Annotated in this window: 21 protein-coding genes; 12 read left to right on the top strand and 9 right to left on the bottom strand. The window is 48.9% G+C overall.

The genetic code is table 11. From position 1 onward, the window contains the following. Positions 1 to 81 precede the first annotated feature (81 nt). Positions 82 to 942, bottom strand: coding sequence for a 16S rRNA (cytidine(1402)-2'-O)-methyltransferase (rsmI, locus tag ACRJJO_RS16575; protein WP_431066761.1), 861 nt, complete (start codon positions 940 to 942; stop codon positions 82 to 84). Positions 943 to 1,049: 107 nt separating this feature from the next. Here rsmI and ACRJJO_RS16570 point away from each other — a divergent pair, with 107 nt between their 5' ends. The 3 genes from ACRJJO_RS16570 to ACRJJO_RS16560 are packed head-to-tail and all read left to right on the top strand — an operon-like array spanning position 1,050 to position 3,851. Beyond that, the gene (locus tag ACRJJO_RS16570) at positions 1,050 to 2,867 is read left to right on the top strand and encodes a penicillin-binding protein activator (protein ID WP_404358237.1); all 1,818 of its coding nucleotides are present in this window, start codon (positions 1,050 to 1,052) and stop codon (positions 2,865 to 2,867) included. A 22-nt stretch (positions 2,868 to 2,889) separates the two neighbouring features. Continuing rightward, positions 2,890 to 3,252 (top strand): YraN family protein, encoded by a 363-nt coding sequence (locus ACRJJO_RS16565; RefSeq protein ID WP_431066760.1) that lies wholly within the window; start codon positions 2,890 to 2,892, stop codon positions 3,250 to 3,252. 11 nt (positions 3,253 to 3,263) lie between these two features. Then, the gene (locus ACRJJO_RS16560) at positions 3,264 to 3,851 is read left to right on the top strand and encodes a D-sedoheptulose-7-phosphate isomerase (protein ID WP_431066759.1); all 588 of its coding nucleotides are present in this window, start codon (positions 3,264 to 3,266) and stop codon (positions 3,849 to 3,851) included. A gap of 396 nt (positions 3,852 to 4,247) precedes the next feature. Here the strand turns inward: ACRJJO_RS16560 and ACRJJO_RS16555 are convergent, their stop codons facing one another. Both ACRJJO_RS16555 and recD read right to left on the bottom strand, forming a co-directional pair. Continuing rightward, complete coding sequence (locus tag ACRJJO_RS16555; RefSeq protein ID WP_431066758.1) at positions 4,248 to 5,585, bottom strand: DNA recombination protein RmuC; 1,338 nt, start codon at positions 5,583 to 5,585, stop codon at positions 4,248 to 4,250. 201 nt (positions 5,586 to 5,786) lie between these two features. Further along, a complete protein-coding gene (recD, locus tag ACRJJO_RS16550; RefSeq protein ID WP_431066757.1) occupies positions 5,787 to 7,421 on the bottom strand; it encodes an exodeoxyribonuclease V subunit alpha in 1,635 nt (544 codons plus the stop codon). A gap of 221 nt (positions 7,422 to 7,642) precedes the next feature. Between recD and ACRJJO_RS16545 the strand changes: the two genes are divergently transcribed. After that, positions 7,643 to 8,104 (top strand): septal ring lytic transglycosylase RlpA family protein, encoded by a 462-nt coding sequence (locus ACRJJO_RS16545; protein WP_431066756.1) that lies wholly within the window; start codon positions 7,643 to 7,645, stop codon positions 8,102 to 8,104. A 98-nt stretch (positions 8,105 to 8,202) separates the two neighbouring features. Here the strand turns inward: ACRJJO_RS16545 and recB are convergent, their stop codons facing one another. Both recB and ACRJJO_RS16535 read right to left on the bottom strand, forming a co-directional pair. Then, positions 8,203 to 11,739, bottom strand: coding sequence for an exodeoxyribonuclease V subunit beta (recB, locus tag ACRJJO_RS16540; RefSeq protein WP_431066755.1), 3,537 nt, complete (start codon positions 11,737 to 11,739; stop codon positions 8,203 to 8,205). 93 nt (positions 11,740 to 11,832) lie between these two features. After that, the gene (locus ACRJJO_RS16535) at positions 11,833 to 12,561 is read right to left on the bottom strand and encodes an SPOR domain-containing protein (RefSeq protein ID WP_431066754.1); all 729 of its coding nucleotides are present in this window, start codon (positions 12,559 to 12,561) and stop codon (positions 11,833 to 11,835) included. A 256-nt stretch (positions 12,562 to 12,817) separates the two neighbouring features. Between ACRJJO_RS16535 and ACRJJO_RS16530 the strand changes: the two genes are divergently transcribed. Both ACRJJO_RS16530 and ACRJJO_RS16525 read left to right on the top strand, forming a co-directional pair. After that, positions 12,818 to 13,285: a YaiI/YqxD family protein gene (locus ACRJJO_RS16530; RefSeq protein WP_404358250.1), complete on the top strand. Its 468-nt coding sequence runs from the start codon at positions 12,818 to 12,820 to the stop codon at positions 13,283 to 13,285. Between the two features lie 146 nt (positions 13,286 to 13,431). Then, positions 13,432 to 14,313, top strand: coding sequence for an alpha/beta hydrolase (locus ACRJJO_RS16525; RefSeq protein ID WP_431066753.1), 882 nt, complete (start codon positions 13,432 to 13,434; stop codon positions 14,311 to 14,313). A 60-nt stretch (positions 14,314 to 14,373) separates the two neighbouring features. Here ACRJJO_RS16525 and ACRJJO_RS16520 read toward each other — a convergent pair whose 3' ends face one another. Both ACRJJO_RS16520 and ACRJJO_RS16515 read right to left on the bottom strand, forming a co-directional pair. Then, complete coding sequence (locus ACRJJO_RS16520) at positions 14,374 to 15,573, bottom strand: ABC transporter permease (protein ID WP_431066752.1); 1,200 nt, start codon at positions 15,571 to 15,573, stop codon at positions 14,374 to 14,376. A 7-nt stretch (positions 15,574 to 15,580) separates the two neighbouring features. Continuing rightward, positions 15,581 to 16,792 (bottom strand): ABC transporter permease, encoded by a 1,212-nt coding sequence (locus ACRJJO_RS16515; RefSeq protein ID WP_431066751.1) that lies wholly within the window; start codon positions 16,790 to 16,792, stop codon positions 15,581 to 15,583. An 800-nt stretch (positions 16,793 to 17,592) separates the two neighbouring features. Between ACRJJO_RS16515 and ACRJJO_RS16510 the strand changes: the two genes are divergently transcribed. Together ACRJJO_RS16510 and ACRJJO_RS16505 are read left to right on the top strand one after the other, a co-directional pair. Further along, positions 17,593 to 18,399, top strand: coding sequence for a GlcG/HbpS family heme-binding protein (locus tag ACRJJO_RS16510; RefSeq protein ID WP_431066750.1), 807 nt, complete (start codon positions 17,593 to 17,595; stop codon positions 18,397 to 18,399). 224 nt (positions 18,400 to 18,623) lie between these two features. Further along, entirely contained in the window at positions 18,624 to 19,277 is a 654-nt protein-coding gene (locus ACRJJO_RS16505) for a HEAT repeat domain-containing protein (protein WP_431066749.1), read from the top strand. Between the two features lie 182 nt (positions 19,278 to 19,459). Here ACRJJO_RS16505 and amrS read toward each other — a convergent pair whose 3' ends face one another. Beyond that, positions 19,460 to 20,545, bottom strand: coding sequence for an AmmeMemoRadiSam system radical SAM enzyme (amrS, locus tag ACRJJO_RS16500; protein ID WP_431066748.1), 1,086 nt, complete (start codon positions 20,543 to 20,545; stop codon positions 19,460 to 19,462). Positions 20,546 to 20,647: 102 nt separating this feature from the next. Here amrS and amrB point away from each other — a divergent pair, with 102 nt between their 5' ends. The 4 genes from amrB to ACRJJO_RS16480 all read left to right on the top strand — a co-directional run bounded on the left by amrB (position 20,648) and on the right by ACRJJO_RS16480 (position 23,774). Then, complete coding sequence (amrB, locus tag ACRJJO_RS16495; RefSeq protein ID WP_431066747.1) at positions 20,648 to 21,427, top strand: AmmeMemoRadiSam system protein B; 780 nt, start codon at positions 20,648 to 20,650, stop codon at positions 21,425 to 21,427. Next, positions 21,414 to 21,971, top strand: coding sequence for an AmmeMemoRadiSam system protein A (gene amrA, locus ACRJJO_RS16490; protein ID WP_431066746.1), 558 nt, complete (start codon positions 21,414 to 21,416; stop codon positions 21,969 to 21,971). The genes amrB and amrA overlap by 14 nt, the downstream gene beginning before the upstream one ends. A 22-nt stretch (positions 21,972 to 21,993) precedes the next feature. Then, positions 21,994 to 22,437 (top strand): SoxR reducing system RseC family protein, encoded by a 444-nt coding sequence (locus tag ACRJJO_RS16485; protein WP_431066745.1) that lies wholly within the window; start codon positions 21,994 to 21,996, stop codon positions 22,435 to 22,437. Between the two features lie 428 nt (positions 22,438 to 22,865). Continuing rightward, the gene (locus tag ACRJJO_RS16480) at positions 22,866 to 23,774 is read left to right on the top strand and encodes a hypothetical protein (RefSeq protein WP_431066744.1); all 909 of its coding nucleotides are present in this window, start codon (positions 22,866 to 22,868) and stop codon (positions 23,772 to 23,774) included. A 275-nt stretch (positions 23,775 to 24,049) separates the two neighbouring features. Here the strand turns inward: ACRJJO_RS16480 and ACRJJO_RS16475 are convergent, their stop codons facing one another. After that, positions 24,050 to 24,397: a hypothetical protein gene (locus ACRJJO_RS16475; protein WP_431066743.1), complete on the bottom strand. Its 348-nt coding sequence runs from the start codon at positions 24,395 to 24,397 to the stop codon at positions 24,050 to 24,052. Positions 24,398 to 24,640: the final 243 nt, after the last annotated feature.

Below are 24,640 nucleotides of genomic sequence, written 5' to 3'. Positions count from 1 at the left end.
CTCTTTCCTCTTTCCTCTTTCCTCTTTCCTCTTTCCTCTTTCCTCTTTCCCCTTTAACCTTTAACCTTTAACCTTTAACCTTTAACCTTTCGCTTCGCCCATCATTTCCAAAGCCGCCTGATACAACACCTTCTTCCGGGCCCCGGTGATTTCTGCAGCCAAGGCTGCGGCGGTCTTAACAGAACACTCGTTTAAAAGAATCTTTAATACCGATAAATGCTCGGTACTCAATTCTTGATTATTTTTGTCGATGACAGCGCCTTCGACAATCACGACGAATTCGCCTTTGCGCATGTTTTCGTCGCTTTCGACTAATTCCAGCATCTCGTCCAAACGGCGCTTGACGATTGTTTCGTGTAATTTGGTGATTTCCCTCGCAATTACCAACTGCCTGCCCGCCGGCAATATTTGCGACATATCCTTCAATGCATCTAAAATTCGATGACTGGACTCATAGAAAACCCATGTCGATTCGCAATCCAACCGCTCCTTAAAAAATGCCTTACGTGCCGACGATGTCCGCGGCAAGAAACCTTCGAAAATAAAACGGCTCACAGGCAAACCTGCAGCAGACAAAGCGGCAATCAAAGCACAAGCCCCCGGAATCGGCGAAACCTCGATTCCGGCATCTTTGGCCATGCGCACCAAAGGCATGCCGGGATCGCTCAACAGTGGTGTACCGGCATCCGAGACCAGCGCGATATCGAGTCCTCCACGAATTTTATCGAGCAACCCGGCCGAAGCCGTTTCTTCGTTGTGCTGATGCAATGAGACTAAGCGATTGGCAATACCGTAATGCTGTAATAGCATTCTGACATGTCGAGTATCTTCAGCGGCAATCAAATCGACTTCCTTTAGCACGTCGACAGCCCGGAAACTAAAATCCGCTAAATTACCTATCGGCGTGGCAACCACGTATAATTTGCCGCATTGATTAGACATTGGATTCTCTCATCTGATTAAACCGAACTATTTTAAAGGTATACCCTTCTATGAGTCGCCATTTTCATTCGCCATTCTTGCTACTTTGCACTTTTCTCGCAGGGTGCATGCCTCCTCAAGACCGTGAACCGGCTTTCCCGGCAGACGCTCAAACGGCTAAAGCCTTCATGGACCAAGGCCAACCCGCCAAAGCCGCGCAACTTTATCGACGCATCGCCGACGAGCAATCCGAGTTTCAAGACCAATTACGCTTGTTTACGATCGAATCGTTAATCCAATCTGGCGATAGCGATACGGCTAAAAACTATGCCGACGCAATCAACCCGAATAATCTTACGTTGTTGCAACGCAACCAGCTTAATCTCTATTATGCGCAGATCGACCTCAGCTTCGGCAATGCGGAACAAGCGAGTGCCAGGCTAAATCTAGTCAAACCGCTGCAACTGTCGCGGTCCGATCAAATCAAATTTCATCAATCCAGCGCCTTTGCCTATTCATTAACCGGCGAACTGAAAAAAAGCGCTGCTTCGAGAGTCGAATTGAGCCATTTGCTGCCGCCCGCTCAACAACCGGCCAATCATGCCGCAATTCTTGAGACCTTAAGCTTGCTACCCCTAGCGACGCTGGAACAAACAAGCAGCGAAAGCACCAATGCTTTATCTGGATGGATGGCGTTAGCGCAATTACTCAAAACCAATCAGCATAATCGCGCTCTGCTGGATACCGCGCTGGATCAATGGCGGCAGAACTATCCTCATCACCCCGCTGACTCGGCATTTCTGCATGATTACCTGGCGCAATCGGCGCATGCCTTTAAGCAACCGGGTAAAATCGCCGTATTTTTACCCGAAACCGGCCCTATCGGACGCGCCGGGAAAGCGATTCGCGAAGGCATCATGGCCGCCTATTACCAGGATCGAAATGAAACCAAGCCCGGTCTTCGTTTTTACGACAGCGGTCAAAGCACACTACCAGTACTTTATCATCAGGCTATCGCCGAAGGCGCGGAAATGGTCATCGGCCCGCTCAGCAAAACCGAAATTGAAAGCCTAGCTGCATCATCTGATTTGAGCGTTCCGGTGCTTGCATTAAACCATGTTCCGGAAATAAACAAAGCCAACCTTTACCAATTCGGACTTAGCCCTATTGACGACGCCGAGCAAATCGCCAGTCTTGCCTGGTTCGAAGGCCGACAAAACGCCTTGTTATTGATACCCGATACCGAGCAAGGATTGAGAATCGGCGAATACATCCGGGATTTCTGGAACAAAGCCGACGCAAACCTGCTGGAAACTCAAACGTATCAAGCAAATCAGACTGACTTTTCCGAACCGATTAAAAAGCTATTGAATTTGGATGAAAGCAATCAGCGCTATCAAAAAATCAGACAATTCTTACCAACGGCCGTTTTCGTCCCGAGAATCCGACGCGATGCCGATGTCATTTTTCTGAATGCCTATGAAACGGCGGCGCGTTCAATCAATCCGCAATTGCGCTTTTTTCATGCCCAACACCTTCCGGTTTATGCCACGCCGCATATCTATAGCGGCCTACCTAACCCTCGGCTGGACATGGATTTAAACACGATCACGTTTTGCGACATTCCCTGGCTATTCGACAATGTTTACCAAGGCGAATTAAGTATCAATGCCTTACGCAGCACTTGGCAACAATTCCCCAGCGTTTATTTACGTTTGATGGCTATGGGTATCGACGCCTACAATCTGGTCCCCCATCTTGGTAAACTGAGCACCGTTCAATATCATGGCGCGACAGGCAACTTGCTGCTGACAAGGGACGGCCGAATCAAAAGAAACCTGGTTTGCGCCAAATTCAATCAAGGCGTTCCTAAAGTCATCGGCTTTGTTCAAAGCGCCAATGACGGCTACCAAAGCATCGCAGTTCCAAACGACGACTCGTATTAACAGACTTCATCAAGGAAAGCATTTGTTAAATCCATTCAAAGCCAAACACCTGGTCAGCGGCGAATCTGCCGAGGAAAAAGTTCACCGCTTTCTTATTGAGCAAGGACTGAAACCGGTGGCTCGTAATTTTCGCTGCCGCTTGGGAGAATTGGATTTGATCATGAAAGACAGAGAAACACTGGTAATTATCGAAGTCCGCTACCGTAAATCCAACCGTTACGGCAGTGCTTTGGAAAGCGTTACCCCGCAAAAACAATCGCGCATCATTGCCGCCACACGGTTCTATTTATCACGACACCCGTCGCCTTGTCCGATACGCTTCGACGTCGTTGCCGTTTCCGGCGATGCTAATATCGATTGGATAAAAAACGCCTTTTTAACTTGACTACTTCCATCATGTTACAAGAACGAATTACCCTGCATTTCAACGAAAGCCTACAAACTCTACAAGATACTTTGACCGGTCTCGGCGAAACGATCGAATTCGCCTCACAAAAACTAGTTACGGCGATATTAAACGACAACAAAATCCTTGTCTGCGGTAACGGCGCTTGTGCCGCAAATGCCGGACAGTTTTCGGCCGCGATGCTGAACCGATTGGAACGCGAACGCCCGGCCTTACCGGCGATTGCATTGACTGCCGATACTGCTGTTATTACCTCGATTGCCGCAGACTACCATTTCGACGACATTTTCGCCAAACAAGTCAAGGCCCTTGGCCAAAGCGAAGATATCTTGCTGGTCTTCTCCAGCAATGGCAATCCTGCCAACATCCTCAAATCTGTTACGGCCGCGCACGACAAAAATATATCGGTGATCGCATTGACCGGACATGATGGCGGTATGCTGGCACCGATTTTAAATACCTCGGACATTGAGATCCGAGTCCCCTCCAGTAACGATAGCCGGATCCAAGAAACGCATTTATTGATTAGCCACTGCTTATGCGATCTGATCGACCAACAAATATTCGGAAGCCTTTAACCTAGAAAAAGCGGTTCACTATGAATAATAAGAAGTTAATTCAATAACTTGCTGTAGGTTTGCATAGAACTTTCGCTCACCGAATAGGCTAATGAGAATGTTTAGGTTTTTTCTTGAAATCCTTCATGAGCTTCATGGTTAAACTGCCGATTTTAGATTTAACGCTAAAGTTTCATTCTTTTCAAACTAACGCTCATGAAGATCCCTCCATCGCCCCAACAAATGGAAACTCGGCCTGGGAGGGTGCGATCACTCGCCCGACAGGACGCCGTGAATACGTCCTTGCAGGTTCGACGTCGGCTTTCCCTGCCGCCGACACCTGTCAATCGAGCAATCGAACCCTTCATGAAATAGGGACGTCGTTATTTATAACCAAATCCTTACCGCACACAAAGTCTAGTTTGATACATTTGACTCATCTACCTGTTCTATGCCTGCTCGGTCGGCAATCGACTTCGGAAATTCCTTTTTCACTTTTACACCGAGATCGACGAAGCTACCGGCCTGCCGAATCAGGTTGCCGTTTCCAGTCGTCAATTTATTCATGATGCCGTCGTATGTTTGCCCGACTGTTGCAAGTTGTCTGCCGAGCTTTTCGAAGTCTTCGACAAACCCCCTGATTTTATCGTACAGTACTCCGGCTTTGTCGGCGATCGCGCGCGCGTTTTCATTCTGGCGTTCATAGCGCCAAATATTGTCGACGGTGCGTAGCGTAGCCAGCAACGTGGTCGGCGTGACTACGACGATTTTGTGTTCGAAGGCATCATTGAACAGTTTTTCATCAGCCTGAAATGCAGCCATGAATGCCGCTTCGATCGGCATGAACAACAGCACGAAATCGAGAGAACGCAGGCCCTTTAAGTCGGAATAGTCTTTACCGCTCAAGCCTTTAATGTGTTCGCGCACGGCTTGCACATGGGCCTTGAGCGCCGCTTCACGCTCTTGGTCGTCCTCGGTCGAACAATATTTTTCATACGCCAGGAGCGATACTTTCGAGTCGATCACGACATCCTTATTTTCCGGCAAACGAACAATCACATCCGGCTTGAACAAGCGATTATCTTGATCCCTGAATGCGCCTTGAGTCTCGTATTCGACGCCTTTGCGCAAACCGGATTGCTCCAAAACTTTTTCCAGAATCATTTCTCCCCAATTGCCTTGTGTTTTCTTGCTGCCTTTGAGCGCACGGGTCAAATTCAATGCTTCCTGATTCATTTTTTCGGTATCGCGACGTAGCGAGATGATTTCCTGGCGAAGAGAAATGCGGTCTTTGGTTTCGTTGTCGTAAATATTCTCGATGCGAGTCTTGAAATCTCCGAGCTGCTGCCGAAGTGGGGCAACAATATGATCGAGCGCGGTTTTATTATGTTCGGCGAATTGCTTGCCGCGTTCCTCGAAAATTTTGGCGGCCAGATTTTCGAATTGGGTTTTGAGTTGTTGTTCGGCTTGCTGCAGCAATAGCAGTTTTTCCGATGCGCTTTTACCTTGTTCTTCGAGCCGGGCATGCAGGTCGGCGTTCGCGGTTTTGGTTCTGAGTAACTGTTGTTGTAAATGATCGCATTCGCTCTCCTTGGCATCGAGAGTTTTAAGTTTTTCCTCCGCGACGGCTAGGCGAGTTAGCATTTGCTGATTGTTTTTTTTCTCTCGAAGGTTGAATAGCAGCACCGATACAATGCCGGCGAGAAATCCGATCAATAATACAACCGATCCGGGTATTTGGTTTAGTAATTCCATTAGGCTTGTTCAAGAGTCAAAGAAAATAGCACGCTGATAACCAACAATTCCCAATTTGAACATGCTCTCGGAGTTGAGGGTGTGACGCATGCTTGTCGAAGAACGCCGTGAACCCGTCCGTAAGGGCTTGACGGCGACCCTCGATAGACACATCCCATACCTTTTATTCTTAGACGGCTTTTCGATCAAAAGGGAGTAGTTTCATAAGTCTGCCATGCACGTTAGTTTTTGCGCCAAGCCCCCGAAGCGTTCGATTTTACGCAACACGGTGTCGTTGAAAACCTTTTGATCGGCCAGTATTTTGACCGATTTCCGGGCACGGGTAATCGCTGTATAAAGCAATTCTTTGGTCAACACAGGATTATGTTGATCCGGAAGAGCGATAAGAATTTCGTCAAATTCCGAACCCTGGCTTTTATGGATCGTCATTGCGTATACGGTTTCGCAATGCGGCAATCGAGCCGGCAGACATTTTTTGATACTGCCGTCGGGGCGTTGGAAAAACACCATCAATTTACCACTTTGCTCGGCGTCTTTCAGACATAGGCCAATATCGCCATTATAAAGTTGTAGCGCGGCATCGTTTTGCGTGATCATGACCGGACGTCCATGATACCAAGTCCCGATAGGGTTGATATGACCTCTTGAAGCCAATCGGCGCTCAACTCGGCTATTAATATCGGCGACGCTATATTTTCCGGCCCGATTCGCACAGAGCACTTGAAATCGCCTGAAGACATTAAAAATTTGCTCGATATCATTTGAATTCTCTATTGCGCGTAAATAATCGAGCCGCTGTCCGGCAATATAGGCGATAGCATCTTGATTCAATAAGCCGATATTTTCATTACCGGCCTGCAATGCCGACCAAGCGGCTTCAGGGTGCTGCAAATTGACCGCTTCGGCCAGGTTTTTGATCGTCACATCGAATCGGTGCGCTTTTTTTAGTTCGACGGTATGATCCGGCAACGCTGCGGTCAAATCTGCCAATACCGCGCCCGATTCGACCGATGCCAATTGATCCTTATCGCCGAGCAAGATCAATCGGGCACTGGGTTTAAGTGCATCGACCAATTTACTCATCAACGCTAAATCAACCATTGAGGCTTCATCGACTACGACCAAATCGAAAGGCAGGGGGGCTTCGGTATTATGCCGGAAATAAGGCGAAGGCGGACGAGAGCCTAGTAGGCGATGCAGGGTCGTGACCGATTCGGGAAGAGATTGTTTGATAGTTTCCGAGCAAGGCAAGGCACTCTTGCTGTTACCTATCGATTCCTGCAGGCGCATTGCGGCTTTTCCGGTCGGTGCTGCAAGGGCGATGAATAACGGGCGTTTTGCCAATTCCTGCAGCAAAGCCAGAATTTTGACGATAGTGGTGGTTTTACCAGTCCCGGGACCGCCGGTAATGATGCAGAACGTTCGATTAAGCGCGGTTTTGGCTGCTTCACGCTGCCAGTCGATTTCCGCAATGGCGGCCGGGAAGTAGCGGTCCAATAAGGCTTCAGCGTCAGCAGGGGAGACATTGACGCGGGTCATTGCACCGATCCGGTTGACCAAGTTTTTTTCATAGGCCCAATAACGCTGAAGATAAAGTCGGTCGTCTTCAACTATTAACGGCGCGGTATCAGTCCTTGATGCCAGACCTGAAGCCATGATTGTTTCCCGGGCTTTCGCATCAATGCGGATACAACTATGCCCTTGATTTTGCTCGAAGGAAAGACGGGCGATTAGTTTTTCGAAATTATCTTGCGCGGCACCGGTCAAGGCGCTACGGCGGCTCAAAAAACGAGAAAAAGCCATATCGAGTCGGGTAAAAGTAGATTCTTCTTTCATTTGTCAGATAAATTTCGGCGCTTGTTGCCGTAAAATGAAGCCAATAGGACGCTTTAAAACATCACGAGAGAAATAGAGGGAGCCCTTATAAGGCAGTGTCTCAATAGCTTTTGGCATGGAGATATTTACCCGAATATTGATTTTGAGTTCTACGACTTAAGTTTAGCTTAATATTCCCAAGGTTAAAATCATTTTGTTGTTAAATAATAAGGCTTTACATTATGAATAAAATCATATTGGCAAGTTCTGTGTTTATGATGAGTAGTCTATTTACTCAGCCTATAAAGACAGTTGAGGCATCCGACCAGCATAAAGCTAAGTTGACTTCGGGCAAAACCGCCGGAAAACCTACAAAAGGGCGATTGGGCCGAGCCTCTTGGTACGGACCTAGATTTCACGGCAAAAAAACCGCGAGCGGACGCAAATTCGATATGTATGCGATGACTGCGGCCCATAAAACGCTGCCGTTGTTATCCTACGTGAAAGTCACCAATCCCAAAAGCCATAAATCAGTTGTCGTACAAATCACCGACCGCGGGCCTTACCATGGCAAAAGGGAACTGGACTTGTCCTATGCCGCCGCCAAGCAAGTGGGCATTCAAAAGCAGGGGGTCGGTTTTGTAGAGATTCAACCGCTAAGCCGATCTCAAGCGATAGCCGAAATAGGCAACAACGATTCGTAATTGAATCGTAAATAAGCGAATAGCACAAAAGCCGAATGGCATTTGCCCTTCGGCTTTTTTTGTCTCGTTCCCAAGTTCCAGCTTGGGAATGCCTACCGTCAAGCTCTGCTTGCACACACGCCAAAAATCTCCGATAAAGCCTCGATACGCCATAAATCCGGCCTATCCCGATAAACACCGCTCATCGGCTGTTCGGGCTGCATGCCGCGCACGAATAAATACAATGCCCCACCGAAATGCTTTTCGTAATCGTAATCGGCCAAGCGTTGACCCAAATAGCGATGTAACACCAGCGTATACAGCCAATATTGCAATCCGTAATTATGCTCACGCATCGCGTCCGTCAGCGTTTCCGGCCGGTAATCCGGCAGGCTGTTGGTTTTATAATCGATGACGAAATAACGGCCGCCGTATTCGCAAATCAAATCGATGAAACCGGTCAAATAACCGCACATTTGCTTGCTGTTCAGCGCTTGATAAACCGGAGAGTCCGATAAGATCGCATTGATTTGTGTGGCGTTCATCGGCTGCATTGCGAGATAAAACGGCATTTCCTTCAAACATAGCTCATCGGCAATATTCATCAGCAAAAAAGCCGGATCATCTTCGGCCAAGGGGGTTGTCACGACGGCTTGCAATAAGTAATCGATGGCTTCAGGATGCTCCGTTTGCAAGCCGTAACGCCGACAGGTGCTATCGCGCAACTCGGCGATGTTCGGCATATCGGCCAAGTACGCGAAATCGAGATGCTCCAGCAAGTCGTGCACGACGTTGCCAGTATGCGCGCCTTTCGGCAAATCCTCTTGCATGCCGGCCGCCGACAAGGCCGGTTCCGCATCGAGCGAAGCCAATTCGCGGGCCTTGTCTTCCGGCAATTCCGGCGCATCCTGTAGACTCAAAGCCGAGAGTGCCGTGTAACTACTCATTTGCCAATCGGTGCGTAGCGAACGCAGCCTCGACCTTGCCGATAGCCGGGTTTCGTCGAGCCATTTTTCGTAACGGCCCTTTGACATCGCCGGTAATTCCAATAAACGATATTCGAAAGCATGCGGGTCGCGGTTGCAATAATCGATTAGGATCGATTGTTGCGCGGCAAAATCGCAATCTTCGAAACCGAGTAGCCAAGCCAATGCCGATTGATTCGGAACATCCTTGCTTCGCACATCGGCCCAGACCAGATAACTGCGATATTTAGCCCGGGTCAGCGCTACATAACATACGCGCAAATCCTCGGCCAATTCTTCGTCGATCGCTTGCGCGCGGCGGCGTTCGAAATCCTCCGAGCCTAAATCGGCGACGATGCGCCCTTGCTCGTGGCATTGAATCAAGGGCCGACCGGTGGAGAGTCGGCTGCTGCGTTGCCAGAGGGACGGACAAAAAACAATATTATACTCGAGCCCCTTCGACCGATGCATCGTGACAATCTTGACCGCTTCATCATCGCTTTCCAAACGCATGCATTGCTCTTCGAGACTGACTTTTCCGCCCGCCGCATCGGTGATACGCGCGCGCAGCCAATCCAGCGTTTTTCCGATGCCTAAATGCTCGTCGACAGCGGCTTGCTGCACTAACTCGATCAGATGATGCAAGTTGGTCAAGCGGCGCTCGGCAAGACGGCTAGCCGATAGCTGCAAACGTATTTGCTCTTGGTCGAGCAAACGCTGCATCATCGCCATTAGCCCTTGGTTTTGCCAGTGCTGATAATAATTCAAAAAATGCGACAGCCAGGCATCCAAGGCCACTTCTTGATTCAGCATGCGATATAAAGTCTGCCCATCCATTCCGAACCAATCGAGCGTCAAGGCTTGCTTCAATAGCGCTGTGTCGCCAGGATGAGCAATGGCTTGTAACAAACAAAACAAGTCGGCCGCCTCAGCGGTCGCGAATACCGATTCGGTGCTGTTCAAAACCGAAGGGACGCCGGCTTCGCGCAATGCCGCTTGATATTCCGAAGCTTGGCGATTGGTTCTGACCAATACCGCGATATCGCCCGGTTGAACTCGCCTGCCGCTATCGCTAAAAAAGTAAGGCTCATTGAGCAATCCGACGATTTCGTTGACGACCTCGGCCTGAAGACATTCGCCGGCTTTGCCGGAACTCCAGTGGCCCTTGTCGCTTTGTGGCAGTTGCCAGAGCACCATCGGCGCCAGCGTCTTTTTATCGAGACTTAGGGTTTTATCCGCATTGGCGGGAGCACCTACAACCGGTTGGAATTGCAACTGTTCGAGAAAAAAGGCCTGCTCGCGGCTGAATAAGGCATTCACCGCCTCGACCAGGGTCGGCTGCGAACGCCAGTTCGTGCCGAGGGTAAACCGATGATGCGCCTGTTGCTGAGCGGCAAGGTAGGAAAAAATATCGGCACCGCGAAATTTATAGATCGCTTGTTTGGGATCGCCGATCAGATACAAATAATGTGCGTTTGAACCGAATAAGGTCGAAAATATCAGCCACTGATTCTGATCGGTATCCTGAAATTCGTCGATCAATGCGGCCTTGAAGCGTTGTCTCAATTCGGCGGTCAATAATGCCCCTTGATTGCCTTGCAAGGCAAGGGCAAGCCGGCTAATCAAATCATCGAACGACAATATATTGAGTTGCTGCATCTGCTTGTCCAGCTCTATGCGGACATGCTCTAACAGCGCCCGACGAAAAACCAGACTGATTCGATCGATCGAGTCGAACAAGGCATCGAAAGGCGTGGTGTCGATTTTCAGTGTTGCCAGATACTCGTGCTTGCGTTGCTCGCCGGTTTGCGTTTTGGTTTTTCTAAACTTGTTACCGTTCAAGCCATCGACCAGGCCGGTTACCGTCAAACATGCAAATGCCTCGGGGCTTGGAAGCTGCAGTGTTTCCTGGTTTAGCCAGGCGCGCAACTCTTGGAGGTGATGTTCAAAAATTTCGGTATACGACGATTTGAAGAAGCCGTCACCAAAGTGGTTTAGCAGTGTTTTAGCGGCCTGATCCAAGTGGATACGCGCTTGCTCTGCCTGCTCCCGGCAAGCGGCTAATGCTTCGTTCGGATCGCGATACTCCGGAAAAATCTCGATGTCGAGCGGAATGCGATCGATGCCGGCTAATAATGCATCCGGAGTTGAGTACGTTGCGGTCAACAAAGCCGCTTCCCAGGAGGCTCTTTGATAAATTTGGCCGCGCCAGAAATCGTCGGCACAGGCTTGCTTGACGGCCGCCGCATCGGCGGTCAGTTCGGAATCGAAAAGCTGGCCGCTTTCCAGCGCATGCTCCTTCAAGACCCGCTGGCAAAAACCGTGAATCGTAAACACAGCGGCCTGATCGATATCGAGCAGCGCCAATTCCAGCCTTTTTTTGATCCGATCGCGGTCTATTTCGAGCCGGTTTAGCCATTTGATAATCGCACCGTCAATGCTTTCGGTTTTCCCGCTTGCGGCCTGTTTAGCCTCATTGAGCCTGAGCCTGATCCGCTCCTTCAGTTCCTCGGTGGCGGCCTTCGTAAAAGTCACCACCAACAACTCGTCGATTTTCATATCGAATTCGACGACAAAGCGCAGCGCCAGCATCGCAATCGCATAGGTTTTACCGGTACCGGCGCTGGCTTCGATTAAGTTGATACCTTGGCGGCAATCGGTTGTTATCGGGTCGAAATGTTCGGATGGCATGGAGCTTTGAGTGAGGGTTTTAGCTTGCTTGAATTTATGTATCGCTTCGCGGGTTTTCCGAGTGAGTCATCAACAATAATCGGCTATGTTTCATCAGCCTCGACCCCAGGCTTGATCGACGCCGATCCAAACCGATTTGATACCGAATTGCTTCTTTAAGGTTTCTGAAAAACGTTGGGCTTCCTGCATGCTGCTAAAGCCGGGTATGGTCAATCGATACCAGGTTTTGCCGTCGACTACTACCTCATTAATGTCAACGGTAATACCTTCTTTTCTCAAACGTCCCGCTTTCTTTTCAGCGGTAGCCGCTTTTTGAAAGGCGCCAATATTAATCGAGTAATCCTGAGCTTCTGCCGCATGACTGCGTGGCTGGGCCGCGCGTTTAGGCTCTGCTGCCCGTTCAATTGATAATTGCTGAACTTTGTTTTCCAAACGATTCAGTCTATCAAGCAAGTTTTTTTGTTGTTCGAGTAAATCGTTTGATTTATCGGCGGAAATCGGCTTTTGTTCAGCCGTGTCGAGTGCCGTCGTTTTTCCAGAGGCCAGTTCCGAAACATGTCGGCTCAAACTTTCGATTTTAGCTGCCAATTCGTCATACCCGTGCCGGCTATCGAGACGCCTAACCTGAGCTTGTTGCGCGCTTAGCCGCGAAATTTCCGCGCGAAGATCGGTATTCCGGTTGTTACTAATGAAAGCAAAGCCCGCTGCAATTAATAATGCAATGATGGCAAGGGCTAATGCTGTAAAATTCAAAGTCGATGTTTTGGCTAGGTTCGTTTCAAAATCTTGTTGCTTGCTAGTTAACTCGTCTAGTTCTGTCACTGGCTTTCTCCGCTGATTTGGCTTGAATAAGCGGCGGCAATCGACTCAACCATTTTTTTAATTACCGCAAAAATGCATTAGCTTTCATTATAGACTCAAAAATGAGACGCTACATTAAACAGGTCCCAAGCTTCGGCAAATAACCTCTTTTTATAAAGAGGGGGAAATCGAACATGTTTTGGCGGATAAAATGTTAGTCTCCTTGAGGTTTACGAAGAAACCTCGATAAAATCGACTCAATTAATAGAGATACAATATGAAAATATGGGTGGATGCCGATGCGTGTCCGGTAGTGATCAAGGAGATTTTGTTCAAGGCGGCCGAGCGCACCAAGACGCAATTGACGCTGGTCGCCAATCATTCAGTGAATGTGCCACCTTCGCGTTTTATCGCTTTCCTTCGAGTGCCGAAGGGTTTCGATGTGGCCGACAATGAAATCGTCAAAAAACTCGCTCCGGGCGACCTTGTCATTACCGGCGATATTCCGTTGGCAGCGGAAGCGATCGAAAAAGGCGCTAAAGCATTGAATCCGCGCGGAGAATTATATACCAGCGAAAATATTCGATCGCTGCTGAATATGAGGGATTTCATGGATACATTGCGATCCAGCGGCATTCAAACCGAAGGCCCTGCGGCTCTCAATCAAAACGACCGAAAAAACTTTGCCAATCATCTGGATAAATTATTGACGCAATACGCTAACGGTAAATGTCAACTACGTTGACATTTACCGGGGGTTACCTCGCCAAGCAGGGATATGCTTACCGTCCGTATTGGGCAGCTGATGGTAGAGAGGTACTTTCACCCTCCTTGATTCTTAGCCTTGCTGGCTGCACCTAAGGCTTGCCCCCTTTATTCAGGTGATTTTTAATGAGCCGACTCAATTATTGGCAAACGCGTGCATCGGCCTTGCTTTTGGGGTTAGTCTTCGTCACGGTTGCGGCATGGCAAGCCGGCAGTATTTTGATCGCACCGGCCCATCGTAACGTAGACAAACCGAATTTGGATTTTCCGGTTTACGATGCGAGGTTAAACAGCGAGTCCGGTGCCGAAATAGCTGTTTGGTATGTACCTGCGGACAGGGCCGAAGCAACGGTTATTTTATTGCATCCGGTCCGCTCGGACCGAAGAGCAATGCTCGGCCGCGCCAGGCTTTTTCACCGGGCGGGATACGCTGTAGTTTTGATCGATTTGCAAGCGCATGGAGAAAGTACGGGACGGCATATTACATTCGGCTATATTGAACGCCACGATGTCAGTGCTGCTGTTGCCTACGCCCGGAAGCTGAATCCACGACATCGAATCGGTATTGTCGCGAGTTCCTTGGGCGGTGCGGCGGCGCTAATGGCTTCGCCTTTACCTATCGACGCGCTGGTTTTGGAGTCGGTATACACGACGATTGAGGATGCGGCCAAAAACCGGCTTGCAATGCGTACGGGTCCGTTGAGCACACTATTAACACCGTTATTGCTGTGGCAATTGAAGCCCCGACTTGGCGTTTCATCATCGGAACTACGCCCGATCGATTTCATGGCAAAAATCGAAGCGCCGGTATTAATAGCAAACGGCGAAATCGACCAGCATACGCCGATCGCCCAAGCACGGCAGTTGTTCGATACTGCGGATACGCCTAAACAATGGGTCGTTTTCAAAGGCGCGGCCCATACCGACTTGTTGGCATTCAACGCCAAGCACTATGAAAACGAGGTATTACCGTTTCTCGACCGATACTTAAGGTTTCGTGACAAATAGCTTCCCGATTTGTCTTCGTACCTACGCTCTGCACTCGTTAGATGCTCCCCTCAGTTCCGGTTATTCAGTCCGCAAGGCTTCCAGCGGATTCAACCGGGCGGCTTTGACCGCCGGCATTACGCCGGCGGCCATGCCGATCGCCAGCGACAACACAAAGGCAGCGGCCAGGTAGCCCCAAGCCAACTGCACAGGTAAGGCCGGAATGAACTCGACGATCAATTGCACGGTAAGCATGCCGACGGCAATACCGACCATTCCGCCGGCAAGACTGAGCGCCAAGGCTTCGGCTAAAAACAACTGAAAAACCACGCGGCGCTCGGCGCCGAGCGCACGCAACAGGCCGATTTCGGAGATACGTTCGGAAACGGCGATCGTCATGATCGTCAAAATGCCGACCGAACCGACCAATAGCGATATTCCGCCCAACGCACCGATCCCCAGTGTTAGAATCGATAGCACCGAATCCAGTGTTTCGAGCATTTTATTCTGCGTGATGATCGTAAAATCCTCGAAACCGTGGCGCCGAATCAATAAATCCTTGATAACTTGTTCGACTATTTCGACCGAAATGTCGGGATTGTAAATGACATCGATCTCCATCAGGCTTTGCCGGTTGAATAATTCTAAGGCTTTATCCGCCGGTATATAGACCGTATCGTCCAGATCGAAGCCGAGCATTTGGCCTTTCGATTCCATCACGCCGATAACTCGGTAACGGTCTCCGCCGATGCGAATACGCTCGCCCAGCGGATTAGTGCGACCAAATAGTTCGCTAGCCAATTTACTACCCAAAACGGCGAATGCTCGAGAAGCGCTCTGATCATCCTCCGGCAGAAAACGGCCAATGGCGATATTGATTTTCCAAATTTCCGGTAATGCCGAACCCACGCCGAAAACATTGGCGCGCCGGTGGCGGCCTATCGTTTCCACGCGCGCATTGCCTTGCACCATCGGCATTGCGGCGATGACATTCGGGAGCCTACCGACACTCTCGGCATCATCGATCGTCAAGGGCCTCACCGTGCTGATGGTGGCTCCCGATATGCCGAAGGTCGTGGTTTTGCCTGGGGTAATCGCGAGCAGATTCGTGCCGAATTGCGTAAATTCGTCCAACACGAAACGATGAATGCCTTGTCCGATCGATGTCAGAATCACGACGGCGGCAATGCCGATAATCAAGCCCAGCGCGGTCAACGAAGAACGCAGCTTTTGATTCAGTACGGTCCGTAGCGACAATCCGGCCAAATCGAAAATAGTCATCGTCTGCTTACCTTTTCGAAAGCGCGGAGATCGGATCCATCTTCGCCGCCTTGCGTGCCGGCAACACTCCGAAAATCAAGCCTGTCGCCAACGATACGGCTAGCGCGGCGGCAAGCGCCCAATTCGGTAGGATAAACGGAAACGCAGGATAAAGCATTTGCAACACGAACAGAATCGACTGACCGGCGACAAGCCCTAAAACCGCCCCGGCCAACGATAACAGCGCCGCCTCGGTCAAAAACAAACGCTGCAATTGGCTCTTAGTGGCGCCTAATGCCCGCAACAAGCCTATTTCCGAGGTTCGCTGCGTCACGCTGACTAGCATGACATTCATAACCAGCACGCCCGCTACCGCAAGGCTTATCCCGGCAATGCCGGTCACAGTTAAGGTCAGCGCAGTCAATATTTTGTCGAAGGTTTGCACTACGCTATCTTGCGTAATGATCGTCACATCGTCTTCACCTTCATGACGGGCCTTGATGATCTCGCGTATATCATCGACTGCTTTATACATCGCCGGTTTCGATTTGGCTTCGACCAACACTCGGAACAGCCCTTCCGTATCGAATAGTGCTTGCGCCGAGGCAACCGGAACGATCACGATTTCATCGAAACCGACGCCAATCGACTGGCCTTCGGTCGACAGCACGCCGACGACTCGAAAACGCCGGTCATGAATACGCAGCCATTGCCCGATGGCCGGTCTCTTTGGAAATAATTCCTCGCGGATCGTTTGGCCGATGACGCAGACTTGTTGCGCACGATTGACATCCGTATCCGGTAAGAAACGGCCCTGAGCCATAGTCAATCGGCGCACGCGCTGCAGCGCATGAGTCGAGCCCAAAATATTCGCCTCGCGCTCGAGCGCTTGGCCGCGCACCGAAACCGGCGCCGAGCCGACCGAAATCGGCGCTACCGCGGCGATATAATGACTTCTGAACAAGGCCTCGGCATCGTCGAGCGTTAAATCGCGCGGCGTTTCACCCATGATCGGCGGGTGCCCGCCGACGGTTTCCGTTCTGCCCGGTAGAATGATCACCAAATGCGTACCGAGCGTTTCGAATTCTTGGACTATGTAATTGCGAGCACTTTCGCCCAATGCAACCAATACCGTGACCGACGCCACACCGATGCTCATCGCGAGAATAATCAAAGAAACTCGAAGCGGCTGTGTTTTAATCGCGCTTATGGCTTGATTTAGGGTGTCGGTTATTCTCATGAAAAATTTAGGGGCGCAGATATCGGGATGTTTACATAGACTGAAAGCAAATTAAGGCTTGGCAGATTTTTTGATTTCTTATGTTAAGAAGGAATCATCGAGCATTTATTGTTTTTTAGTTAAGACAATGTTTATAAAGTACTTATTTATAGCTATTTTAGATAAGTCGATTATAATCGACCTGTGTTCCCTTAGAGTCAATACTTCCTTCTTCGTTGTTTTAGTCATGCGTTTGAAAGTAAAACGAATTGACTAGCGTAAACATAACAGCTGTATCTACGGATTAGATGGTTTGGTTTGTGTTAGTTGCGATTACTTGACTGTTCGTGAATGCAATATTAACTAGCTCGGCAACGTTTTGTTTGAGTTAAGCTTAATTAAAAAAAGGTAGTTATTAAAAATAATAACGGTATGTCCGTTTTTCGCTTCGTTTTGATGCTGCGCAATTTTGAACATTAATGAGTTTAAAACCGCCCTTGTTAACATGAAGAGTGTATTTTATCGGAGATGCCGGCAGCAGTTGGGGCATGAAGTCTGCTTGGAAGGGTTTGTTCTGCATTTTCAATCGCTGCGCTAAGCAAAAAAAGCTTAATCATTTTTAAGAGTGCGATTTGTGTTTTATGGCGGTAACGCCAGCCGCGTTTTGCATATCGAAAAATTAGATAAGGAATGCAAAACTGCGAACTTTCACAGTAATAACCTCTCTATCTTGTTTATTTATTTTGGTAATTGCCGAATGACATCCTGTCAATATTTGAACAGGTTTTTTTATTGTGAAAACGAGTATAGGTGAAATAACGATGAAAACAATAACAACAGTTTATTTGACTTTAAGTTCGACAGTTTTACTATTCGGCAGTCACCCCTTAATGGCGGCGTGTAACGACGTTCCACGGCAAGCATTGGAAAATGCAATAGTCGCAGCTGAATCTGCAGGAACTGACACTGGCGGCTATGGTTTGCCGATGTGGGTTACGATGGTGGATGAAACAGGAAAGGTTTGCCATGTGGCGACTAGCGGTACGACCGGTGCGGGTGCGGGAAACTCTCAATGGTTGGGTAGCCGGGTGATTTCGGCTCAAAAAGCCAATACAGCTAATGCGTTCAGCTTGGATGGCTATGCCATATCGACAGCCAATTTATATAGCGCGGTGCAGCCGGGAGGAAGCTTATACGGACTCCAACATAGTAATCCGGTTGATTCCACGCGAGCTTATGCGGGAAGCCCTAATGCTTACGGTACGAATCGCGACCCTTTGAATAATCGACGGATTGGTGGTGTCAACGTATTTGGCGGCGGTTTGGCTTTGTACTCAGGGGGCAAAAAAATCGGCGCGATCGGTGTTTCCGGGGATACTTCATGCCGTGACCATGCCTATGCATGGCGAGTAAGAACAGCGCTTAACATGCATCCGGGCGGCACTGGGATAAGCACTGTTAACCTTAATGCCGACGGAGATGTTCAAACGCCTCTTGCAGGTGCATCCGTCGGTGACGAGATGATTTTGACCGGCAGCGGCGGTTACTGGGATGCTTGGTCGCAGCCGGCTTGCCCTAATTCAACCAATGCCGTAACGCTCGATAACGGAACTTTGCAGGCACCTTGATAAAAACCACGTGGAACACAGAGAGCAGGGATAGCTCTCTTGCTTTAAGGATTTGGTTGTAAATAACTTCCCTATTTTGGAGGGTTCGATTGCTCGATTGGCAGGTGCCGGCTACAGGGAAAGTAGTTGTCACGGCATCCTGTCAAGCGAATTGCCGAATCCTCAATAAAGCTCATTGCTCCAGGACCTCATTTATCGTGTAATTCTAAATGCAATTTTTTCCGATGAATAAAATTTTGCTGCTGTGTGTTTTGATAGTGCCTTATACAATACTTGCGGTTTTACCGCTTCTGCTCCCTTCAAAACCAGGCAGCTTCTGCAGCCAGAAGTCAAGTAAAGCAGACATCAAGCCAACGCGGACACAAATTCCGGACTTACGCGTTTTAGCCGCAACATCCAGTGGACAAGTCATACCGACTCCGGAACAAATCGAAGAAGAGCGGCTCGTCGAGGATGGGCAAGTTACTCTGGCCGGCGATTTGTTGAAAGATAAAGACCCAAGACAGCGCGTTATCGGAGCCGAGCAGCTTTCAGCCTACCCGACAAGAAAAGCCGGAGATCACCTTTTGGACGCATTGAGAAATGATGCGTCCGCCGAAGTGCGTTCGGCAGCGGCGGAAAGTCTCGGTTTTTTCGAATCTGCGGAAAAGAATATTCTCGATAGTTTAATCAGTGCGTTATCGGACAGCGATGCAGCTGTGCGGTCCAGTGCATTCAGTTCATTACAAGTGTTACTGAATCTTAGCGAGAACAATCAGGCGGTACAGAAGCACATCGAGAGTCAGCTTAAAGAATTGCTCGAAATCCGCCACCTTCCCGACGAGGTGCGCGACGCTATCCAAAGCTATTTAGACGATAACACAACTTCTTTGGAATGAGCCTCATTTGCAGGGCAAACTGAAAACGAAGAAACCACATGTTTCGTTTACGCTTAATCTTAAATTCGGCAGCTATCCCTTTAGCCAACAAGAATTCGGCGCCGTGGCGATTAACCGCACCCTGACCAACGCTTAGCTCTTTCATTTACTTGGACGATTACCAGGCTTTCATGAACGTTAGGTTAATTGATAATTACCGCTCTTCGCTGCGCTCCCCAATTCCCAGGCTTTTCATTGAAAACGCCGGCGCAACGCGTTCCACAAAATTTACAACACCCTTTTTCGTCGAGATTCCAGTCGGATAATTGATACCAATCGCGACCGATCAAGAGTTTTCCGCAGTGATGACAGTAAGTGCTGTCCGCTTCTTTTCGATGCACATTACCGACATAGGCGTAGCGGACGCCGTTTTTGATGGCGATGTCTCGCGCGAGCAATAGAGAAGAAACCGGCGTATGCGGCTTATCCATCATTTTCCAATCGGGATGAAACGCCGTGAAATGCATCGGCACATCGGGGCCTAAATTTTCGACGACCCATTGTGTCATCGCCTCGAATTCGTTTTCCGAATCGTTCTCGCCGGGAATGACCAAGGTTGTCAATTCAAACCAAACTGAAGTCTCATGCTTAAGATAAAGCAGCGTATCGAGCACGGCATCCAAATGACTACCGGTAATTTTATGATAAAAGTTTTCGGTAAAGGCCTTGAGATCGACATTGGCGGCATCTATATAGCGATAAAATTCGGCCCTAGGCTCAGGACAGACATAACCGGCCGTCACCGCGACCGATTTTATTCCGAGTTCTCGGCAAGCGATTGCGGTATCGATGGCATATTCATGAAAGATAACCGGATCGTTGTAAGTATATGCGACGCTATCGCAGCCGTTTTCCCGTGCCGATCTGGCAATCGCCTCAGGCGATGCCAAGCTCATCAGCGCATCCATCTCGCGCGATTTACTAATATCCCAGTTTTGACAGAATTTACACGCTAGATTGCAACCGGCCGTGCCGAAGGATAAAATGGGCGTGCCCGGTAAAAAATGGTTTAACGGTTTCTTTTCGATCGGATCGATCGCAAAGCCGCTAGACCGGCCGTAACTGGTCATGACGACTTGACCGTTTTGGTTTTGCCTGACGAAACACAATCCTCGCTGACCCTCATGCAATTTGCAAAACCTAGGACAAAGATCGCATTGTACGCGCCCATCCTCTAAAGCATGCCAATAGCGTGTCGTAACGGTGTCTGGGGTAATCAAGTTAGGCATTAGCGCTCTCCCGGAACCAATAAATGTTTTAACGGGTCAGTGGATTGTAAGCTTTCTGTTATAAAATTCTCTCCATACCACTTCTTATACAGGATATTGTCTATGAACAGAAGACCCGCAGTCGCAGGCTTGTTTTATCCTGACGATCCGATTGAGTTGCGAACAATGGTGGATCATTATATTAATGATGCCGAAACCGAGGCGAAAGTTCCGAAGGCGATTATCGCCCCCCACGCCGGTTACATTTATTCAGGGCCGGTTGCTGCCAGCGCCTATGCGAGACTAAAACAAGCCCGCGATAACATCACCCGCGTCGTGCTGATCGGCCCTTCGCACCGAGTGGCTTTTCGCGGTTTGGCCGTTACCCGCACTGACTACTACACAACGCCATTGGGCAATGTGGCTATCGACCGGACTGCGGTTGAAGCATTGATGAAGCTACCGTTTGTCGAATATATCGAACAAGCGCATACTCATGAGCACAGCTTGGAAGTGCATTTGCCTTTCTTGCAGGAAACACTGGCCAATTTCAAATTAGTCCCGATTGTCGCCGGAGATGCTTCGGCCGATCAAGTCAGCCGTGCTCTCGATTTGGTTTGGGGCGGTCCCGAAACCTTGATCGTCATCAGCTCCGACCTGAGCCATTATCACGATTATTTAACTGCGAAAAAACTCGATCAACAAACCAGTACCTTGATCGAGCAAATGCAATACGAAAAGCTATCGTCCGAGGATGCCTGCGGCAAAGTGCCGGTATCCGGATTATTGAAATTGTTGCGGCAAAAATCGATGCGTATCAAAACCGTTGATCTCAGAAATTCCGGCGATACCGCAGGCGATAAAGACCGAGTCGTGGGGTATGGCGCCTATGTCGTTGAATGAACAAAACCGAAAGCGCCTTCTGGATTTAGCCAAGCTGTCCATTGCTCATGGTTTAAACACAGGCAAAGCGCTCAAGATCGATCTAAGCGATTATCCACCCGAATTGACTGTGTCGCGCGCAACATTCGTGACCTTACAAAAACAAGGACAACTGCGCGGCTGCATCGGCATGCTCGAAGCGGTTAGACCAATGGCCGAAGATGTCGCCGAGAATGCTTTCTCCGCAGCATTCAAGGATTGCCGGTTCCCACCGCTCGAAGCCGACGAGCTCGATGAATTGGACATTCATATTTCGATACTGAGTCCCGCCGAACCAATTGCATTGACTTCGGAGCAAGACCTCATCGATCAATTGCGCCCTGGTATCGACGGCTTGATTTTGGAAGAAGGCTTCAAACGAGGTACGTTTTTACCTTCAGTATGGGACTCCTTGCCCGATCCTCGGCAGTTCTTACAGCATCTCAAACAAAAAGCCGGGCTTCCCCCACATTATTGGTCGGATAGCATTAAGATTTCGCGGTATACTGCCGAAATTATCGATTGATTCAAAGTGGCGAGGAACCATCATGATCGAAGAAAATGCAATCGTGGCAAAAATCGAGCATAACCAAGTTTGGGTTGAAAGCAAGCCGAAGCAGGGCTGCGGCGGTTGTCTGCAAAAAAGCTCCTGCTCCACTTCGGTGCTCGATAAGTTTATCAAGAAGCGCTCGATCGCCGTCGATTGCGACATCGAGATAAAAACCGGCGACGAAGTCGTTATCGGAATCAGCGAAGGGATTTTAATCAAGGCCTCGTTATTGCTGTATATGCTGCCGTTGCTTGTGATGGTTCTGTGCGGCGCGGTCGCGGAAGCATTTCTGCCGTTCGGATACGAATATGCCGACCTGGCGATTGCCGGCACCGCGATTTCGGCATTATTACTGTCCCTTTGGGCAATTTCCAAACTGCAGCAATCTTTTTTCTATACCTTTTTTTCAAGACCTGTCGTCATTAGAAGAGCAGCGGACTGACATTTGCACCGTTTTAGTCCATTACGCTTAGAGATTGCGCGTCTGTTTACAATGCAATAATAATGTAAGTATCAGACTCCGTTGACAAAAAAGGAAATTCAGGCTTAATTTTGCCGGCCTCCCTCTTTAAAATAGCGGGATTTATTTTTAAAAAATCTCCCCTATCCCCTCTTTTTTGAAAGAGGGGACTGAATACTTACATAATGATTATCAAAGCCCGCGATCGCAAAAGAGGACGATTGTTCGAAAATGTCGTAGTCCATGTATTTATACCATTTCACATGGATTCCGGCACTGCCAAGCCTGAAAAAGGCAGGCGGTGTGCACGCTGAATGCTTTCAAGCCCCGACATGGACCGCTATTTGCGTCTATTATGTCGATTCCTTCCTTTTTACGAATTCGATTTTTATTTTCCATGGAAACACGCTATGCATCCTTTTAAATCCCATCTCAAAGAGCTCGACCTTCCGATCAAAGTCTTGTTTACCGGCTATTTAGGCACCGTTGCTGTCGGTTATTTGTTTGCGTTGATACAGATTCTTTTTACGCACGGTATGGCCGACGGCAAGTTCGGACTATCGATCGACGATATCGTCTACAGTTATTACGGCAACCGCTCGGGCACCCTACTGGAAACCAAGCTAAACGGCTCGATGAAACCTTATGCGACCGAGCAAGAGCGCTTCACACTCATTCAATGGACTCGAGACGGTGCTGAACAATCGGAATACGCATCCAGCGGCTCCAAAAATATCATCGAAACCAAATGTGTGATGTGTCACAACGCCGATGCGTCGGGAATCCCTAATTACAATGACTTTTCTCAACTGAAAGCCGTGACCGAACAAGACGAAGGCGCCACCTTCGCCTCGTTGATTCGCATATCGCATATCCATTTATTCGGCATTGCTTTTATTTTCATGTTCGTCGGTTTGATTTTTAGTTTTTCCGAAACCGCGTCGGTCATGATCAAAAGTACGGCAATCGGCATGCCTTACGTATTCTTGATAGCGGATATCATGTCATGGTGGCTCACTAAGCTGCACCCTATGTTTGCGTGGCTCGTGATTATCGCCGGCATGGGCATGGCCGTATCGTTCGCATTCATGTGGTTTACATCGATTGCCGAAATGTGGGCGTATCGCTACGTCTTTGTCGATGGCTTGGCGGTTCACTATCACAACATCAGAAAAGCGTCGGCCAAGAAGCTATCTCTCGATGAACAGACTTCGATGAGCGCCGTGATTTTTCATGCGGCAAAGCAAACCGTCTGTTTTTTCATCGAAAATGGCGTAAAACCGCTCATCTCGTTCATCAAAAGCAAAATCAATAGATAACCAGACTACCCTATTAGCCTAAAAAGAGCAGTTGAGAGCCTCCGCCCTGAGCCCTTCGGCTGCGCTCAGGAGAGCCCCGTCGAAGGGTGATCGGTAGTTTGAGGCTTCACAAAGACGATGAAAGTATTGTAGACCCTTCATGCTTCGACTTAGCTCAGCATGAACGGTCTACAACACATGTCAACTGCTTTTTTAGGATTAGGGCAAAAATGAGTTACCGACATTCCCAACAACTTAGGATTTCGTGATAAATAAAGTCTTAGAACTATGCGCTATTAGCGCCGACCTCGACCACTCCTAATGCTGCGGCGACCGCCTAGCGAACCTTGTCGGCCCTTCCCTGAAAAACCGCCCCGACTACGCAGATAACTTCTCCCGTCATAACCGCTACGCCAACCGAAATTTCCGTAAAATTTACGCCCCTGATAGCCATAGGGCCTATAGTAAGGCGGGTATCTATAACGATAAGGCCGATAATAAGGCCAGTAACCATAGCCAAACCCGTAAGAGGGGCCATATCCATAGTAAGCCACGGAACGACTATAAGGCGAAGTATAAACGGCGCAGCCTTGCAACAGCAGCATCAACATGAAAACAACTAGCGGGCTTATCAATCGTTTCATAAAACCTTTCCTCGCAGCAATTAACCCTCTTCGGTCTTTTTGGCTTGGATTGACCACAGTATCAATAATTCAATATATAGCCATCGTAGATAAAATTTCAGCACTACCGAAATTTGAAGTGCGAAAGGTTTACACCTTCGTGTTTCGCTCTTGACGCCTCCCTCCAAGGATGGCCTGCTTTAATTTCTGAATATTATTGTTCTCACAGGCGACAATATTCATTTAGCCATGATTGCTCTACCA

Source organism: Methylotuvimicrobium sp., assembly GCF_050611805.1.
Classification (GTDB): Bacteria; Pseudomonadota; Gammaproteobacteria; order Methylococcales; family Methylomonadaceae; genus Methylotuvimicrobium.
This window is presented reverse-complemented; position numbering and strand designations above follow the sequence as displayed.